The following is an 11,675-nucleotide window of genomic DNA, read 5'->3' on the forward strand; positions in this document are numbered from 1 at the left end:
TGAAGGGGGCAGGACCAATCCTAGATCTCCGTTACCGGCGGCCATGATGGCGCCGGTTTCGACGGCCCGCCCGGCAATCGGGGGGCAAACCTGCATCGCTTGTAAAGGATGTGACCTATGCGCAATTTTGACCTGACCCCGCTGTATCGTGCCTCGGTCGGCTTCGACCGTCTTGCCGATGTGATGGACCGGGCCCTGTCGGCCGACGTGTCCGCCCCGACCTATCCCCCGTACAACATCGAAAAAACCGGCGAGGATGCCTATCGCATCTCGATCGCCGTGGCCGGTTTCGCGCCCGAAGACCTGAATGTCGAGGTTCGCGACGGCGCCGTGATCGTCTCGGCCCGCAAGGCGGAAGAGGACGACACCCGCACCTATCTGCATCGCGGCATCGCCACGCGCGCCTTCGAACGCAAGTTCACCCTGGCCGATCACGTCCGCGTCGACGGCGCCAGCCATGCCGACGGGATGCTGCATATCGACCTGGTCCGCGAAATCCCCGAGGCGCTGAAACCCCGCCGGATCGAGATCGCGAAATCCATCCCGAAGGTCGAAAAGCTGGATTCGTAAGACTCCGCGCGGCCGCTTCGGAAAGGCCCGAATGCCCGTCGGTCTCTCCGGCGGGCATTTTGCATCGGGCGACGCTTGGGGGATGGTAGGCCCGGAGGGACTACTAAAGAGGGGGTTAACCGATTGATACATCTGCTTTCCTAGTGTCCCGCATTCTTATTTTCCGTGCTACTAAAAACAATGACTTGCAATGCCGGTGTCCCGCAGTTTCACCAGTCCAGAGCGGCCAGAACCTGCATCGCATCGCTTGACAGCGCCCGTCGCTGAACGCCCTTCGTATAGACCTCGGAAGTCTTGGCCTGGGTATGCGCCAGGATGGACATGATCTGGTGCTGACTGCACCCGGCTTCGGCCAGCAGTTCCGCCACGGCCTTCCTGATGCCATGGGATGACTTGCCCTTGATCCCAGCCGCCGCGCACCACTTCTGGATGCGGTTGCGCAGCCCTTCCGGCGATGCGAAGGGCTTGCCCTTGTCCGTCAACAGATAGGCAGTCCCAACGACCTTCGCAGCCCGCGTGGCGTCATACAGCGGCTTGAGCATCGGCAGCGCGACAGGTGCCGACCCTTTCTTGCGCGGCTGCCATTCCAGCCATGTCTCTCCGTTCCGCTGAACCTCGTTGTCACGGCCAAGCCAGATCGCGTCTCCGATCCGGCAGGCGGCGAACATCTGCAATGTCAGCCACAGGTGCGCCGTTGTCCCGCGCGGGTGTGACTTCTTGAATGCCTTGAGGTCGCTGGCTGTCCACGGTGTAGCGCCCCCTTGGGGCTTGTGGATCTTCGCCACCCCTACGGCAGGGTTGTGCCCTATATCACCCCGTTCCATCGCCCAGGCATACATCGCCCGGCAGGACTTCATGAGATTGTCGGCTTCTGCTGGCGTGGCGGTCCAAGCGTCCCTGATCTTGACGAAGGCCCCCTGCGGCGCATCCATCGACAGGTCCCCATAGCGCCCGTTGTCCTCGTCCACATGGTCGCACAGCCTGCGAAGCATCGAACGCCGCTGCTTGAGCGTGAGGGGGCTTGCCAGCTTGGCCTTCACCAGCCGTTCCAGATGGGCGATATAGCCCTGCATCAGCCAATCCAGCGACTGCCGTTGAACATCTTTCTTGGCCTCTGGCACCCACGACGCCCCGAGACGGGCGGCATAGTAGTGGTTCAGGAAGTCGGCATCATCCGGCCCGACCGGGATAGCGATGCGGCGCGTCTTGTCCCCTTCCACGCGGACGCGATACCGCAGCGATCCATTGCGGTGCTTCTCGATCAGCAGGCCGGGATAGTTGACGCGCATGGTCAGCCGATCTTCTTCCACTGCCGGGGTCCACTCTGCTGTGGCTGGGGCTTGTTGTCCACCTCGGGCACGGTGATGATGATCCGGCCTTCGGGCGTGACCTCCATGCGGCCGACCTCAAGCCCTGCATCCTTCCATGCGGCTAATGCCCGGCGCATGGCGGCGTCTGTTGCTCTAGGTGCTGGCATCACGTCCCCCTCTGTGCGGCGCGCGAGCCTGCCGCATATGTCTGCGGCTTGGCCCTCAATTCGCCATTTCTCAGCGCCCCAATGCTCTCCAGATAATCGCGGTCCAGTGTTGACCAGTCGAAATCATCCCTGAACTTTCCGCACGAAAACTCGGCCCGCGTGTATGGCAGGCCCGGCGGCGGGGTGTAGCTGGAGAAGCTGACGCCAATCGACCGCAGCACGTCCTCACCCGACACGATGCCTGCCGCAGCACACGTCCCTGACTGGCTGTTTTCGCTGGCCCAATGATCGCATCCCGCACAGCATTGCCCGCGCGTCCAGTATATCCGGTCGCAGGTCTGCTGATATTGGCGCTCCCATTCCTCTCGATCACGAGACTTCATCGCATCCACCGAGAGCAATCTACGGCGCTCGATCTCGGCTGGACTGAACCGGCTGAACATCACGCCTCTCCTTCGCTCTGTGTGGCACGGTCAGGATCATCGCTGCATGTCGCGACGATCAGCTCCCATAGCATCCGGCGCTGTTGAGCGGTCTCACACCGTTCGGCGATACCGGCATCCTCACGCCCATTTCTGAACCCGTGGATATATGCCGGATGGCGGTTCCCGCTCGGTTCCGGGCTGTCATGGCGCCGACCGTCCCAATAGCCTTCGCAGCATTCGGCATCGAGCGGATCGGGATAGATCGCGTGGAAGTCTGGCTTGCCCATCACATATCCCTTTCCGCACGGGCGTCATCGTAAACCTTGATGGCTGTGTCCAATCGATGCATCGCCGCTCTTTCGTTGGAGCATACATCGCAGTCGCAACCACGCCGAACCAGCTTGCTCATCTTGTTTCGGAAGGCTTCTGCCGCATACCGCAGATCAATGACGGCATCGTCGTAATCGTCAGCCATCCCGGCCCTCCTTGCTGCCAAACAAAGCGATCCCGCCGAAGCCAATCCCCACAAAGATCATCGAGCAAGCTGCGGTAAACGAAAGCCAGTCAAACTGATCCGTGAGGTGCATCGTCAGGCGGGCGGACATGAAATGCACGGTCGAAGCTGTCATATAGATGGCAAAGCGCATCACGACTGGCCCTCCTTGCTGCCTCGGGCGGCGTTCATCGCCTCGTCAATCGCATCCACCACGACGCTGGCATCTCTGTCGTAGCTGTCGGCCTGCCACCAATCCCATGCCTCCTTGATCGGCTGGATGGCCTCCCGCACCCGCTCTGCGATCAGCCGGTCTAGTGCGGCGGATGCGTCGGTGGGGGGGTCCAAGTCCAGCATTGCAGCATGAGCATTGCCGTCAAATTCCCACAGTTTCACGCCGTCAACGTGGTTTTGCTTGTAATCTTCTGCCGCCGCATCCCGTCCCTCGATCCAAGCTGCGGCTGCGCGGGCGTCGGCAAGGTCAGCGCGGACGTATTCTGGATAGTCGCTGGTCCCATCGTCGTTTCGGTGATCCAAGTCGCTTGCGTTGAAAGACCGGAACGTGGACCAGATGCTGTATTCGCCAGTGACCCAAATCCGCTCAGGCGCTTGCGTGTCGATCTTCGGTGCGTCTGTCATGTCAGCGGCTCCAAGGGGCATTCGTCGGGTCCATCTTCGCGCCATGCACTTCCGCATGAGGCGCATTGTGTTCCGCTTGCATAGTTCTCGGGATGGCAGCGGGGTCGGTCCCGCGCCTCTGCCACCGCATCGGGGGCGGTCGAAACTCCGGTTTGATCCTGCGGGGCACTTCCAACTTTATGGGCAGAAAGTTGAAGGTCGTCGGGCTGCTCGGTCTGGGCGTCGATGATGGCGAGGACGCGATCCGCCTTGGCGAGACTTTGTTTGGAGGGAAAGGGCGCGCCGCTGATGGCAATGGCGATCCGCTCGCGCAGGGTGCTGGTGTCGGTCATCGGATCACCTCAAGGTCTCGCCGGGTCATGGGCCAATCTTCACCCTCCGGCACGTTGAAATTGCAGATGAAAGGGAAGGGCATTCCGGGGTCCACGTCGATGACGATCCCTTCCGTGCCGCGAGGAAGCCAAGGCTTTTCGATGGTCGGGCCGATGTAGCCGACGCGCGTTCCGATCTGGATCATGTCACCTCTTCCCCTCGTTGCTGGCATCGGTGGGCTTGGCGAGGGCAGCGGCGATTTCAGCATCAAGCCTGCAAAGGTGAGGAAGAAACGCTTCCACCTCGTCGCCAGCTTTCTTTGCTTCTTCGAAATCAATCCAGTTCCATTCGCGGGCTTCCTCCAGCAGCCCCTTCAGCCGCGCCAGTTCGGCGGCTTGGGCTTCGATGGTGGCGATAGCAGCATCCCAATCTTCGGCCAGCTTTCCATCGTTCTCGGCGCAGTTTTTATGCTCCAGAGCAAGCCTGAGTGCGAAAAGGTTATGGGTTCCATCACGGCGATTAAAAGCGTCGATCTGGGGTTGCAGTAACTCAGCGACTGCAACGTTATTGGCCTGAATATCCCGCTCGTATTTGGACCGCTTCCGCAGCCGCGCGACCAGCTCCGCCACATCATCCGGCACGGCAGGGACCGGCGCGGGGTGGGTATAGAGGGGCTGGCACTCGTAACCCTTGCGATCCAGGTAGTCGGCACCGCCACCGGCAGGCAGCAGAGACCATTCTTCTGGATCGTCGCTCTTGACGCGGACGCGCCACGCCACCGGCTCCTGTTCAGCGGGTGCAGGGGCGGGGATGACGGCGCTGCGGATGCGGGCCTCGTAGTCGGCTTGGGCGGCGGCTTCTGGATCCTCGCACCGATTGCCTCGCACCTCACCTGGCTTGCGGAAATGTCCGCTCCAAGTCTGGTAAAGGCCGAAGATGCTCTCTGCCTCAAAGCGCCCATGCTTCCATATGCGCCATTCCAGCGGCTTCACGGCCACCTGCGCGGGAGTGTTAGTGGTCATGGGGTGCCTCACAGAACTTGGGTGGTGCGACCATCATGCCGGTAAACCTCACCATCGCTGGTGATGCTTACGCTGCTGTCGCTGTAGAAGGATCGGGGCAGGGTGCGCTTGATCGCTTTTTCTGCGCCGTTGCGGTATTGTTCGAACTCGCGCTCAAGCGCCGCGTATTTGCGCTTCCATTCATCTTCAATTGCGTTGAGACGGTCGGACGCGGGCGGACTATAGTAGGCCATCCCGTAATTTTCGTGCCCGCCTTGAACGCTCTCGGCCAGTTGCGTTATCTGATCAGTGGTGAGTTCGAAGCCGCCTTCATCTGCGGCGATGCTGATGCATTCTTTCCAGTAATCGAGCGGATCCATCACGCCCCCTCCCCGCTGTCAGGCTGCGACAGGGCGGCGCGGGCTATAGACTGCGCGCGATAGCCCAGGATCTTCGTCTCGTGTGTGTCATGATCCTGCTGCGCATAGATCGGCTTGCGATGGTCGTCGCAGATGCCCTGCTGGATCGGATGATGCTTATATCTTTGGCACTCCGCACAGGCAGCAATCTGTTCCCGCCAATCGTCGGGGAAGCAGGACTTCTTGCGCTCAGTGATATTGGCGATCTCCGTTAGCGCCGCCCGCATTTCCGCCTCACGGGCGCGGAGGGCGGACAGGTCGGCGCGCAGATCGCTGACGACTGTCTTGAAATGCGCGTAATAGCACAGCATTCCGTCAGGCCATGGCTCCAGGTATCCATCCCGGTTGAGGCGCAGGCGCTCCGTATCAGGCAGGTCGTCCGTGTCTATGGGGTCAGGCATCGGGGGCTTCCTGGGAATTAGCGAGTTCCAGCAGCACGTCTGCGTGGCAAGGCTGATCGAGAGGGCACCAGCAGGCCAGGTTCTTGCCGCGCAGTGACGACAGACCTTCAAGGATGCGTGACCTGGACGCTTCGCTTTCAGCGCCGTCCCAGTTGTTCCGCCAGAGCGGGCCGAGCCAGACCCTGAATGCCTCGACGCACCGCGACGATAGCTCCGCGTCCGTCCCGCGATAGCCTGCCTCGCGGCACTGATCGACCCGGAAAGGATTGCCCCACCGCGTCGAACGGTCCACCTTCACCGTGTTCGGCGGCATCTGCCAGCCCTTCCGGCGGGACAGTTGGATCCGCTCACCCATCGCTCCCCTCCGTGGCAGAGGGGCGGGCGGCTAGCGCATCGTGCAGCTTCCAGCCAGCCTTCTTGATCCGGTCAAGCTGGCTCATCCACGCCTTGTCGTCGCGGGGCTGGAAGCGGGCGCGCTCGCGGCGATGATATGCCCGGCACATCGGCGGGCAGGGCGCGCGAAGGACTGCCGTGTGATAGGCGATTTCCTCGCGGTATTCGGACGCCTTGCATTCCAGGGCGGTGATTTCTCCGGCCATCCACGCCGCGTGATGCGGCTTCATCGGGGCGGGGAAATGGGGTCGTTCCATTGGTCTGATCCTTTCGTTTCAGGGGTGCTGGACCGGCAGGGATGAGGATGGCCGGTCCAGCGAAGCCGCGCGGGAGGAGGGCGCGCGGATGGCTATGGGAGTAGGCCTGTGCCATCGCAGCGGTGACACGGGCTGATCGTGTTAGGGCCATACTCATGCACATCGGTGAGCTGGCCGAAGCCGCCGCAGGTCAGGCAAAGGCGGTCTGCGGCAGTCGCTCCAATCGGTATGGAGATGCGCCGGGGACGAGGCGCATACCCCCTTGCGCGAAATCGGTCGATTTCCGCATGGCACCATGCAATAGCTTCGTCCAAGGTGCGGTGGTCAGGGATGCCCTGAAAGATCATCCCTCGTCCTCCGCTTCGGCCTGCATGGCCTCGGTCAGGCTGGCGCGGATCATGTATCCGAGACCGGGGCGATACAGGATGAAGCCATGGTTTCCGTCCTCAATGAGAGCGGTGCCGCGATGCCAGGTTCCGTGGTCTGCGTCATAGGTCCAACGCCAGCGGAGCCGCAGGTATGCGATCAGGGTGCGGATCATCACCGGCCCTCCGCCAGAACCGCGCTGCACTCCGCGCCATAAAGGGCACGGGCAGCGCAGACAGGATGCGGTTCGGTCGCGCGAAGGTAGGCGATGACAGCGATGTTGGCCGCGACCCAAGTCACGGTGCTGATCACCAGCACACCCACGCCTGCGATCTGCCAGAGGGTCATTCGGTCGAGGCCGTGGCGGTCCTTGCGCCAGTCGTGGAGTTCTTCGGGGGTCACGCGCTCACCCATTGTCCCGCCCCCTCTTGCTGGCTGCGTCCACCACATAGGCAGGCGGCTCCAAGGCATCGGCACCGACGCCATAGAGGACGGCTTGGAACAGGGCGATCCGGTCAGCCTTCTCCAGCAGGTTGAACCGCTTAGCCAAAGCAGTGGCAGTCATGAAGCGGTCGAAGAACTCCGTGCTTTCTGTCGTGATGATGTTCATGTCGCCTTTGCGGAAAGAGCGAAATCCGCCGTTGTCGTTGCCGGTGTAAAACTCCGGCGATCCGTCCTGTGTGAACCCGTCCTCGCGCATCAGCTTGGTGACGTTGAACGGGACAAGGGCAAGAAAGTCCTCGTCTGTGCCGACCGGGGCGGGGTTGCAGGTGACACGGCTGCCAACGCGGCGGATGGTGCAGCCAAGAGCAATAAGGGCATCCATCAGGCACGGTCCTTCTTCATGGCCGCTGCTGCCACATGGGCAGGGGGGATGCAGGCGGCGGGATCGGTGATGTCCACCCATTCATCGGGGTTGAGGTTTACGATGATGCCAGAGGTCCAGATCACCGGCTCAAGCTTGGGCTTCCTGCCGCGCAGGCTGCCGAGGTCGCTGCGAACGCAGGGGTTGATGGCGGGCAGGTTCATGCTGCACCGCCTTTCAGTGCTGAGAGGAGGTTCTCAAGAAGTTGGATCACAGGCTCTTGGGCATCGCCCCAAAGGTAGCCTCCGACTTCCTCGCCCAATTCGTCACACATGCCGTCAGCAATGGCGGCGAGGGCATATGCCAGTTCTTCGGGGTCGCCTTGAAGTTGCCCGCCGATCTGCGATCCGCTGACTTGGGTTTCGATGGTGATCACGACGCCACCTGCGCAATCCGTGCGTCCATCCGTGCAGCCCACGACACGATCCGGGCAGCCATGCGATAGGGATGCTCCGTCTGTGCCACACAGTAGGTGGCGAGGCGCAGCGTTTCCTTGCGGTCGGACAACAGCTTGTCCATGCCAGCCGGGAACAGCGACGGCGCAAGGGCCGGGCGGGCGGCGGGGTGGATGAAGGCGTGGTGAATGGTCATGTCAGCGCACTCCCATCAGGGCTTTGATGACTTCGCCGGAGCGGTATCCGCTCATGCTTTCGACAGCCTTTTCCACCAGAGCCTCAGCAACCTTGTCGCCGATCTGAGAAGCGGCCTTGATGGAAGCCGCTACAATCGGCCCCTTCTGGTCGGCCAAGTGCTTCTGGATTTCGGGCACAATCTCGGCCTCGAAGAAGGCGGCAACGGCTTTAGTCACTGCATCGGGAAGATGCCATTTCAGGTCTTGCGTCATGGCCTCGATGGCCTTCGCCTTCACGCTGGCGGCAATGTCGTCCTTGTTGTCTTGCAGGAAGGCAAGAAGCTGTTCTTCGGTCATGTGCGGGTTCCTCCTTCCCCGAGATCGTCGCCGGGATGCTGGGTCAGCGTCGGGTATGGGGAAAGAATATGCGCAACGCATAACATGTGTCAATGCGAAAAGCATAGAAATATGCGATGTAGTTTCCCGCTTTGATTCGCCGTGCTACTGTGCCCCTGTCAGCGCAGCCATGGAGGCACAGATGGGACTCGCAGAATCACCACCCGCCTTGGATCATTCCCGCCAGCTACTTGAAGAAATCAGCGGGGCGGAAATGAAACTGGACATGGGCTTGGTGCGGGACATCCTGCTATGGGTGGAGACGGAACAGGTCACGGCGATTGCCAGCATCACCAACATCCCACTTGAAGGCCGCTCCCATGAGGAGATCGCGTATCACGTAGCGATCATGGAGCGGGATAACCTGATCGAGGCTGGCTTGAACCGGGTTGGCGGGAACAGCCCAGGATCCGTCCACCTCCTCTACAACATTTCATCCCTGACGATGCAGGGGCATGGCTTGCTGGATATGATACGGGAGAAGTCAGGGCTGCAACGTGCTAGGGAAATCGCAGGAAAGGCAGGCAGCGCCTCCCTGGCAGCCATATACAAGGCACTAGAAGGCGAAGCGATTGAACGCATCATGGCTTTCTTGGGCGGTAAGTGAGCGGCGCAGCAAAAAGCCCGCCGGTCAGGGCGGGCTGTAATCGTTACACTGCCCTCGTCGTGGAGTAGGCGGTGTATAACGCTAACAGGCTAGGATCGTTCCCGAAGAAAAACCCCCGGCGTGTCGTGGCGCCGAGGGTTATGCAATCCGGGGTTGGGGTGCACAGAAGATTGCAACTTAACGGTATATTTATTCTGCACATCGCGCAAATGAATTACGCGGACAAAACGCCGCAGGAGAGAATGAAAAAGCCCCGCGCGGGGCGGGGCTGGCGGGCAGCGTTAGCGGAGTGGAGGCATGGGCAGAGGCCCGAGTTTTGCAATGGAAAATTCCACGAACCGCTTCATGTTGTCTGGCAGCACTGATCGAATGGGCGTGTCTGTATCGTCCCAAGGCTCAAAATAGTCGCTTTGCCACGGCAGGAACATGCATTGCCGCGCATCGCTCAGAATGAAGCGCGTAGCCTTCAAGAGGCACAACTGGTCAAGCAAGCTGGCAGTCTGAATGTAAAGGTCGTCTGTCTTTGCCAGGTGCAGCCTCTGTGTCGTTCCGTAGAATACACGGCACAGAACTAATCCATCGGATTTCCGGCGCAGAACGTGGGTAATCAAAAGGGGCCGGAGTTTCGGCCCCTCTGGTCCTGGCGATGTTTCGTCAAATCGTCCCGTTGCTATTGAGAAGGGTTTGGGAACCACCTTCTCCCAAGCAAAGCCATCAACAGGCCTCAACCCCATCAACTAGCTCCCAATCGCCTTCATCAAGCTTATGCTTTTCAGTAATTTTCTTCTGCCATTCGGCAATTTGCTCATTCGATACAACATCGAACTGCTGGTAAGCTTGCGGCGGAAACTGCTTACGGTTCGATCCTGGCAGTTTGTCACGAAGCTTCATGTTGTCTCTCCTTCCGGACCCGGCCGCGCCGGGCGTTTAACGAATCACGTCGAGACGTTCGGTGGCGGTTACATAGTGATCCTAGCGATCTTGGTCTACACGACCTAACGAAAAGTGAACTGACCGCACTGTGGTCCGGTTCCTTGTGCAACAGGCCTGTTACGCCTTCAACCCATTCCCTCCCAGCGGCTCACCCACCTTCTCCGCCCAGTCATCCAGCAGCTTCGCCGCGCCGTAGTCACCCTGCCGGTCCCGTTCGTCTTCGGCGACCGTCAGCATTTCTGCAATCGTCTCCTGGTCCATCGCCTCGGGATGCTTGAGTGCCAGGCGCAGGACGCCAAGCAGGATCTCGGACGCAATCTCCGCCTGTTCCAAGTCTGCCTGGATGGCGGCGGGATCGTTCACCATTTCCCCACAACATCTTGAGCGGGGTTGATTCTTCCACAAGCAAATGCGGTCAACCTGTCTGTTCCGCAGTTGCGCGGTCGCGGATGTTCACTAATGTTCTCATTTCGGGTGCGAAAACCGGGAGGGGAAATGACAGAAGAAGAAGCGTTAGATGACCTAGCGGGAAGGCTGGTCACGATTGTTTCTCATCAGGCCGGAGAAGCGCGCGATGCCGCGCTACGGTCTCTGCTATCATCCGCTGCTCTGCTTCGGTTAAGCCATCCAGAGAGTCCGATATCGACTTTACTACAGGGGCTAGCGGGGGCTGAGGCGCTTCGGTGCCGGCAATCGGCTCAGCCCCCATTGATCCGTACAGGATCCACTCGGGGCGAGATTTGAATGCCTTGGCGTATCGAGCGGCTTCCTCGGGGAGAATTCCCCGGCTCCCGTTCTCATGGCCTGCGTAAGTGCCATACGGGACGCCGAGCCGTTCGGCTCCTGACTTGGCGGTTCTGAACCCGGCTTTGAGCCGTGCATGTTTTAGTCGTTCTGCTGGCGTATCCATGCGCGGATCGTAGCGTATAAAATTATGCATTGAGCATTGACCTGCTAAAATGCTTTGTGCATATTACTATGCATGGAGCATATCACTCACATCTGGCCGAAGATTGCGGACCTCGCTGCCGACCTGGGCAAGCCGTATCAGACGGTTGCCGCATGGAAGCTGCGCGGACGCATTCCGGCCGATTATGATCTTGACCTGATTGCCGCCGCGAAGAAGCGGGGCAAGCGCCTGTCGCTTGAGGATCTTGCGAAGGCGAGAAGGGCGAAAGCCTCCGAGGGCGCAGCATGACCGCCGCGCCCTCTTTTCACTCTGCTGTTCCAGTTGATCGCTTCGCACCCGATCAACATGGGGCGACCACTGTGAAAAATCTTGCCTGTTCTGCAACGAACCCGAAGGCCGCGCGCCGCTGGTTCAGAAATATGCTGTGGCGGGCCTTCCCGTCACCTTCCGAGAACGATTTGGCGCACAAAGCCGCCGCCGTTCTCGATGTGTCCCCTCGTCAGGTCAAGAACTGGCTGCGCGAGGAAAACGACGCATCCCTCCGCTACGTCACCGCCGTCCTCGCCATTGCCGGGGCGGAAGTAATTTTCGGAAAAATCGAGGGCCGCTAATGCGCCGTATTTATTGGCACCTTATGGGT

The 11,675-nt window shown here is 60.5% G+C and carries 27 protein-coding genes; 4 read left to right on the forward strand and 23 right to left on the reverse strand.

Translation table 11 applies throughout. From position 1 onward, the window contains the following. Positions 1-117 precede the first annotated feature (117 nt). Positions 118-570 (forward strand): Hsp20 family protein, encoded by a 453-nt coding sequence (locus tag ACTJI6_RS02490; protein ID WP_126154606.1) that lies wholly within the window; start codon positions 118-120, stop codon positions 568-570. 209 nt (positions 571-779) lie between these two features. Here the strand turns inward: ACTJI6_RS02490 and ACTJI6_RS02495 are convergent, their stop codons facing one another. The 21 genes from ACTJI6_RS02495 to ACTJI6_RS02595 all read right to left on the reverse strand — a co-directional run bounded on the left by ACTJI6_RS02495 (position 780) and on the right by ACTJI6_RS02595 (position 8,546). Continuing rightward, entirely contained in the window at positions 780-1,880 is a 1,101-nt protein-coding gene (locus ACTJI6_RS02495; protein ID WP_440797520.1) for a tyrosine-type recombinase/integrase, read from the reverse strand. Further along, entirely contained in the window at positions 1,862-2,017 is a 156-nt protein-coding gene (locus tag ACTJI6_RS02500) for a hypothetical protein (RefSeq protein WP_440797522.1), read from the reverse strand. The genes ACTJI6_RS02495 and ACTJI6_RS02500 overlap by 19 nt, the downstream gene beginning before the upstream one ends. A 29-nt stretch (positions 2,018-2,046) precedes the next feature. After that, complete coding sequence (locus ACTJI6_RS02505; protein WP_440797524.1) at positions 2,047-2,490, reverse strand: hypothetical protein; 444 nt, start codon at positions 2,488-2,490, stop codon at positions 2,047-2,049. Continuing rightward, a complete protein-coding gene (locus ACTJI6_RS02510; RefSeq protein ID WP_440797526.1) occupies positions 2,490-2,759 on the reverse strand; it encodes a hypothetical protein in 270 nt (89 codons plus the stop codon). Before ACTJI6_RS02510 ends, ACTJI6_RS02505 begins: the two co-directional genes overlap by 1 nt. After that, positions 2,759-2,947, reverse strand: coding sequence for a hypothetical protein (locus ACTJI6_RS02515; protein WP_440797528.1), 189 nt, complete (start codon positions 2,945-2,947; stop codon positions 2,759-2,761). Before ACTJI6_RS02515 ends, ACTJI6_RS02510 begins: the two co-directional genes overlap by 1 nt. Beyond that, positions 2,940-3,119, reverse strand: coding sequence for a hypothetical protein (locus tag ACTJI6_RS02520; RefSeq protein WP_440797529.1), 180 nt, complete (start codon positions 3,117-3,119; stop codon positions 2,940-2,942). Before ACTJI6_RS02520 ends, ACTJI6_RS02515 begins: the two co-directional genes overlap by 8 nt. Next, positions 3,119-3,604 (reverse strand): hypothetical protein, encoded by a 486-nt coding sequence (locus ACTJI6_RS02525; RefSeq protein ID WP_440797531.1) that lies wholly within the window; start codon positions 3,602-3,604, stop codon positions 3,119-3,121. The genes ACTJI6_RS02520 and ACTJI6_RS02525 overlap by 1 nt, the downstream gene beginning before the upstream one ends. Beyond that, the gene (locus tag ACTJI6_RS02530; protein WP_440797533.1) at positions 3,601-3,936 is read right to left on the reverse strand and encodes a hypothetical protein; all 336 of its coding nucleotides are present in this window, start codon (positions 3,934-3,936) and stop codon (positions 3,601-3,603) included. Before ACTJI6_RS02530 ends, ACTJI6_RS02525 begins: the two co-directional genes overlap by 4 nt. After that, positions 3,933-4,121, reverse strand: coding sequence for a hypothetical protein (locus ACTJI6_RS02535; RefSeq protein WP_440797535.1), 189 nt, complete (start codon positions 4,119-4,121; stop codon positions 3,933-3,935). Before ACTJI6_RS02535 ends, ACTJI6_RS02530 begins: the two co-directional genes overlap by 4 nt. 1 nt (position 4,122) lies before the next feature. After that, entirely contained in the window at positions 4,123-4,938 is an 816-nt protein-coding gene (locus ACTJI6_RS02540) for a hypothetical protein (protein WP_440797537.1), read from the reverse strand. Positions 4,939-4,946: 8 nt separating this feature from the next. Continuing rightward, the gene (locus ACTJI6_RS02545) at positions 4,947-5,297 is read right to left on the reverse strand and encodes a hypothetical protein (protein WP_440797539.1); all 351 of its coding nucleotides are present in this window, start codon (positions 5,295-5,297) and stop codon (positions 4,947-4,949) included. After that, on the reverse strand, positions 5,297-5,737 hold the full coding sequence (locus ACTJI6_RS02550; RefSeq protein WP_440797541.1) for a hypothetical protein: 441 nt from the start codon (positions 5,735-5,737) through the stop codon (positions 5,297-5,299). The genes ACTJI6_RS02545 and ACTJI6_RS02550 overlap by 1 nt, the downstream gene beginning before the upstream one ends. Continuing rightward, positions 5,730-6,092, reverse strand: coding sequence for a DUF4326 domain-containing protein (locus ACTJI6_RS02555; RefSeq protein ID WP_440797543.1), 363 nt, complete (start codon positions 6,090-6,092; stop codon positions 5,730-5,732). Before ACTJI6_RS02555 ends, ACTJI6_RS02550 begins: the two co-directional genes overlap by 8 nt. Further along, positions 6,085-6,387, reverse strand: a complete 303-nt coding sequence (locus ACTJI6_RS02560; protein ID WP_440797545.1) for a hypothetical protein — start codon at positions 6,385-6,387, stop codon at positions 6,085-6,087. Before ACTJI6_RS02560 ends, ACTJI6_RS02555 begins: the two co-directional genes overlap by 8 nt. Positions 6,388-6,730: 343 nt before the next feature. Beyond that, positions 6,731-6,928, reverse strand: coding sequence for a hypothetical protein (locus ACTJI6_RS02565; protein WP_440797548.1), 198 nt, complete (start codon positions 6,926-6,928; stop codon positions 6,731-6,733). After that, a complete protein-coding gene (locus ACTJI6_RS02570) occupies positions 6,928-7,167 on the reverse strand; it encodes a hypothetical protein (protein WP_440797550.1) in 240 nt (79 codons plus the stop codon). Before ACTJI6_RS02570 ends, ACTJI6_RS02565 begins: the two co-directional genes overlap by 1 nt. Next, positions 7,160-7,579 carry a hypothetical protein gene (locus ACTJI6_RS02575; RefSeq protein ID WP_440797552.1) on the reverse strand — a complete coding sequence of 140 codons (420 nt, stop codon included), beginning with the start codon at positions 7,577-7,579 and terminating at the stop codon, positions 7,160-7,162. The genes ACTJI6_RS02570 and ACTJI6_RS02575 overlap by 8 nt, the downstream gene beginning before the upstream one ends. Then, positions 7,579-7,782 carry a hypothetical protein gene (locus ACTJI6_RS02580; RefSeq protein WP_440797554.1) on the reverse strand — a complete coding sequence of 68 codons (204 nt, stop codon included), beginning with the start codon at positions 7,780-7,782 and terminating at the stop codon, positions 7,579-7,581. The genes ACTJI6_RS02575 and ACTJI6_RS02580 overlap by 1 nt, the downstream gene beginning before the upstream one ends. Beyond that, positions 7,779-7,994 (reverse strand): hypothetical protein, encoded by a 216-nt coding sequence (locus ACTJI6_RS02585; protein WP_440797556.1) that lies wholly within the window; start codon positions 7,992-7,994, stop codon positions 7,779-7,781. The genes ACTJI6_RS02580 and ACTJI6_RS02585 overlap by 4 nt, the downstream gene beginning before the upstream one ends. Then, positions 7,991-8,209, reverse strand: coding sequence for a hypothetical protein (locus ACTJI6_RS02590; RefSeq protein WP_440797558.1), 219 nt, complete (start codon positions 8,207-8,209; stop codon positions 7,991-7,993). Before ACTJI6_RS02590 ends, ACTJI6_RS02585 begins: the two co-directional genes overlap by 4 nt. Before the next feature lies 1 nt (position 8,210). Further along, entirely contained in the window at positions 8,211-8,546 is a 336-nt protein-coding gene (locus ACTJI6_RS02595; RefSeq protein ID WP_440797560.1) for a hypothetical protein, read from the reverse strand. A gap of 181 nt (positions 8,547-8,727) precedes the next feature. Here ACTJI6_RS02595 and ACTJI6_RS02600 point away from each other — a divergent pair, with 181 nt between their 5' ends. Beyond that, a complete protein-coding gene (locus ACTJI6_RS02600) occupies positions 8,728-9,192 on the forward strand; it encodes a DUF2513 domain-containing protein (RefSeq protein ID WP_440797562.1) in 465 nt (154 codons plus the stop codon). A 714-nt stretch (positions 9,193-9,906) separates the two neighbouring features. Here ACTJI6_RS02600 and ACTJI6_RS02605 read toward each other — a convergent pair. Further along, entirely contained in the window at positions 9,907-10,083 is a 177-nt protein-coding gene (locus ACTJI6_RS02605) for a hypothetical protein (protein ID WP_440797564.1), read from the reverse strand. Positions 10,084-10,242: 159 nt separating this feature from the next. Further along, positions 10,243-10,491: a hypothetical protein gene (locus tag ACTJI6_RS02610; RefSeq protein WP_440797566.1), complete on the reverse strand. Its 249-nt coding sequence runs from the start codon at positions 10,489-10,491 to the stop codon at positions 10,243-10,245. A 616-nt stretch (positions 10,492-11,107) separates the two neighbouring features. On the opposite strand from ACTJI6_RS02610, the gene ACTJI6_RS02615 reads away from it, so the two are divergent. Continuing rightward, a complete protein-coding gene (locus ACTJI6_RS02615; RefSeq protein WP_440797568.1) occupies positions 11,108-11,323 on the forward strand; it encodes a hypothetical protein in 216 nt (71 codons plus the stop codon). Next, positions 11,320-11,646 (forward strand): hypothetical protein, encoded by a 327-nt coding sequence (locus ACTJI6_RS02620; protein ID WP_440797570.1) that lies wholly within the window; start codon positions 11,320-11,322, stop codon positions 11,644-11,646. The genes ACTJI6_RS02615 and ACTJI6_RS02620 overlap by 4 nt, the downstream gene beginning before the upstream one ends. Positions 11,647-11,675: the final 29 nt, after the last annotated feature.

The organism is Paracoccus sp. 22332 (assembly GCF_052045125.1).
GTDB lineage: Bacteria > Pseudomonadota > Alphaproteobacteria > Rhodobacterales > Rhodobacteraceae > Paracoccus > Paracoccus haematequi_A.

Coding starts and splice junctions, on each gene's coding strand:
- ACTJI6_RS02490 (WP_126154606.1), top strand. CDS start 118: ATGCGCAATTTTGACCTGACCCCGCTGTATCGTGCCTCGGTCGGCTTC.
- ACTJI6_RS02500 (WP_440797522.1), bottom strand. CDS start 2,017: ATGCGCCGGGCATTAGCCGCATGGAAGGATGCAGGGCTTGAGGTCGGC.
- ACTJI6_RS02505 (WP_440797524.1), bottom strand. CDS start 2,490: ATGTTCAGCCGGTTCAGTCCAGCCGAGATCGAGCGCCGTAGATTGCTC.
- ACTJI6_RS02510 (WP_440797526.1), bottom strand. CDS start 2,759: ATGGGCAAGCCAGACTTCCACGCGATCTATCCCGATCCGCTCGATGCC.
- ACTJI6_RS02515 (WP_440797528.1), bottom strand. CDS start 2,947: ATGGCTGACGATTACGACGATGCCGTCATTGATCTGCGGTATGCGGCA.
- ACTJI6_RS02520 (WP_440797529.1), bottom strand. CDS start 3,119: ATGCGCTTTGCCATCTATATGACAGCTTCGACCGTGCATTTCATGTCC.
- ACTJI6_RS02525 (WP_440797531.1), bottom strand. CDS start 3,604: ATGACAGACGCACCGAAGATCGACACGCAAGCGCCTGAGCGGATTTGG.
- ACTJI6_RS02530 (WP_440797533.1), bottom strand. CDS start 3,936: ATGACCGACACCAGCACCCTGCGCGAGCGGATCGCCATTGCCATCAGC.
- ACTJI6_RS02535 (WP_440797535.1), bottom strand. CDS start 4,121: ATGATCCAGATCGGAACGCGCGTCGGCTACATCGGCCCGACCATCGAA.
- ACTJI6_RS02540 (WP_440797537.1), bottom strand. CDS start 4,938: ATGACCACTAACACTCCCGCGCAGGTGGCCGTGAAGCCGCTGGAATGG.
- ACTJI6_RS02545 (WP_440797539.1), bottom strand. CDS start 5,297: ATGGATCCGCTCGATTACTGGAAAGAATGCATCAGCATCGCCGCAGAT.
- ACTJI6_RS02550 (WP_440797541.1), bottom strand. CDS start 5,737: ATGCCTGACCCCATAGACACGGACGACCTGCCTGATACGGAGCGCCTG.
- ACTJI6_RS02555 (WP_440797543.1), bottom strand. CDS start 6,092: ATGGGTGAGCGGATCCAACTGTCCCGCCGGAAGGGCTGGCAGATGCCG.
- ACTJI6_RS02560 (WP_440797545.1), bottom strand. CDS start 6,387: ATGGAACGACCCCATTTCCCCGCCCCGATGAAGCCGCATCACGCGGCG.
- ACTJI6_RS02565 (WP_440797548.1), bottom strand. CDS start 6,928: ATGATCCGCACCCTGATCGCATACCTGCGGCTCCGCTGGCGTTGGACC.
- ACTJI6_RS02570 (WP_440797550.1), bottom strand. CDS start 7,167: ATGGGTGAGCGCGTGACCCCCGAAGAACTCCACGACTGGCGCAAGGAC.
- ACTJI6_RS02575 (WP_440797552.1), bottom strand. CDS start 7,579: ATGGATGCCCTTATTGCTCTTGGCTGCACCATCCGCCGCGTTGGCAGC.
- ACTJI6_RS02580 (WP_440797554.1), bottom strand. CDS start 7,782: ATGAACCTGCCCGCCATCAACCCCTGCGTTCGCAGCGACCTCGGCAGC.
- ACTJI6_RS02590 (WP_440797558.1), bottom strand. CDS start 8,209: ATGACCATTCACCACGCCTTCATCCACCCCGCCGCCCGCCCGGCCCTT.
- ACTJI6_RS02595 (WP_440797560.1), bottom strand. CDS start 8,546: ATGACCGAAGAACAGCTTCTTGCCTTCCTGCAAGACAACAAGGACGAC.
- ACTJI6_RS02600 (WP_440797562.1), top strand. CDS start 8,728: ATGGGACTCGCAGAATCACCACCCGCCTTGGATCATTCCCGCCAGCTA.
- ACTJI6_RS02605 (WP_440797564.1), bottom strand. CDS start 10,083: ATGAAGCTTCGTGACAAACTGCCAGGATCGAACCGTAAGCAGTTTCCG.
- ACTJI6_RS02610 (WP_440797566.1), bottom strand. CDS start 10,491: ATGGTGAACGATCCCGCCGCCATCCAGGCAGACTTGGAACAGGCGGAG.
- ACTJI6_RS02615 (WP_440797568.1), top strand. CDS start 11,108: ATGGAGCATATCACTCACATCTGGCCGAAGATTGCGGACCTCGCTGCC.
- ACTJI6_RS02620 (WP_440797570.1), top strand. CDS start 11,320: ATGACCGCCGCGCCCTCTTTTCACTCTGCTGTTCCAGTTGATCGCTTC.